Source organism: Arthrospira sp. PCC 8006, assembly GCF_046480465.1.
Classification (GTDB): Bacteria; Cyanobacteriota; Cyanobacteriia; order Cyanobacteriales; family Microcoleaceae; genus Limnospira; species Limnospira platensis.
Map to the genome: position 1 here is coordinate 1 of NZ_PKGG01000425.1, position 1,826 is coordinate 1,826.

Sequence of the window (1,826 nt, forward strand, 5' to 3'; positions counted from 1 at the left end):
CTAGCTAAACCCGCCCCTAACCGTCGCCCATATTCTTCCCAATAGGCTAAGGCTTGGGAATCACCTGCGATCGCCTTTTGGGCTAGGTCAGAAGGTTTATTACCCGTTTCCCGGCGGATAGCTTGTACAGAGACATATTGTTCCAGAGAACCCTGATTTCCGCTATTACAGGGGGGTCCATCGGGGTTCAAAGTAATTAATCCCAACTCCCCCGCCGCGCCGCGATGACCCACAAATAACTGACGATTGAGGATAATCGCCCCGCCAACTCCTGTCCCCAGAGTTAACATAATCAGATTATCAAAATTTCGTCCCGCCCCTAACCAGGCTTCCCCCAACCCCGCACAATTAGCATCATTAGCCATGATTACTGGCTTTTGGGTTTTTTCTTCCAGCCAGTCTGCTAAGGGAACATCCCGCCAATTCTCTAGGTTAATGGCTACCTGGGAGATCCGCCCCGTCCCATCTACTGGTCCCGGTAAACCCACCCCGATCGCCGCCCAAGACTCGACAGGGGCTGCTATTTGTGATATAGCGTTTAGTATTGCTGCCAACAAAGCTTCCGGGGTAGCGGGTTGTGGAGTTGCCACCGTCAGGGATTGGTTACAGGAACCGTCCGCCTCAAACAGTCCCAGTTTAATCGCCGTCCCCCCTAAATCAATACCAATGACCTGAGCGGATTTTGGTTTCATTCTACTTCGTCGCGTTCTATGCTGCTAGTATAAATGGGTTCGACGCGAATCCCCATAATACTAGAGGGACGAACTACCAGATACTCACCTTCAATGGTTTTAATCGGGACATTGAGAAAATCGGTATCAGTGTGCTTAGGAATCAGAACTTTAGTGTACCAGGTTTGAAAATCCTGGATCGTCCTGAACCGGACCTCTTCCCGGTGTCCCCCCTGAATCAAAAGATGAACCGCGTATGAACTAGGTTTAGGCATAAGGATGTTTGGGATAATAAGGGATTGTTAGACTATTTTCTCATTAATGAGGGCGATCGGTCAATCCATCAGTAACTATAGACCAACTATACTATAGCAAGATGAAACCGGTTCACCACTACCATCAGTATTTAATCAGTTCCGTGACATCAGTCTGATGATAGCTAATTATGGAAATTGTCATCAGAACTCCTGACTGATTCCTAGAGCCTTGAAATATGGTAATTTGGGTATTGTTAATGTCTGGGTGGTATCATTAACCACAGACTTTTAAATCTACTGTTATTAATTTTGAGATATAAGATGAATTTAGATATTTACACGCTGATAATAATGGTGGTTATCTCATCATGGCTACAAGCATTATTACTAATTATATTTAGATGATGCGTAAATCAATATCAGGGTATATCAACCTATATGTTAGGCACGGTATTGTCATCAATATCTTGGGTTTTAGCTCTAATTTACACTACCCAAATGCCCCTGTTTATTAAACTGGTGAGCAATCTGATTATCTCCAGTTCCATCATCTTGCAGATTTGGGGAATTGGCAAATTTTTAAATACCAAAATCCCTAAATATTATTGGTTATTTTTTGTCACAATTATGGCTTTTGTGCAGTTTTATTTTCTCTATATTTGGAATAACTATTTTTGGCGAAATATTAGCTTAATCATGCTGGCAAGTCTGGCGTATAGCATGGGTTTGAAATATATAATTACGTCTAATATCAGTAACTTTGCTATTACTGCTCGTTGTTTGTCAGTGGTATTATTCGCTGGGATATGTACATTTTTAATACGTGGAATATTGCTGATTGATAGTCCAACTCAGTTTGCCGCCGAGGGAACGCCCCCCAACGTATGTATTTTTTTGT

The 1,826-nt window shown here is 42.8% G+C and carries 3 protein-coding genes; 1 reads left to right on the forward strand and 2 read right to left on the reverse strand.

From position 1 onward, the window contains the following. Both B9T16_RS28280 and B9T16_RS28285 read right to left on the reverse strand, forming a co-directional pair. The coding region (locus tag B9T16_RS28280) for an ROK family protein (protein WP_410246351.1) at nucleotides 1-692 on the reverse strand (692 nt) is incomplete at its 3' end. Beyond that, nucleotides 689-946 (reverse strand): hypothetical protein, encoded by a 258-nt coding sequence (locus B9T16_RS28285; protein WP_006616856.1) that lies wholly within the window; start codon nucleotides 944-946, stop codon nucleotides 689-691. The genes B9T16_RS28280 and B9T16_RS28285, both read right to left, overlap by 4 nt. A gap of 435 nt (nucleotides 947-1,381) precedes the next feature. On the opposite strand from B9T16_RS28285, the gene B9T16_RS28290 reads away from it, so the two are divergent. Continuing rightward, nucleotides 1,382-1,826 (forward strand): hypothetical protein (locus B9T16_RS28290; protein ID WP_410246352.1); only part of this gene is annotated, 445 nt, incomplete at its 3' end.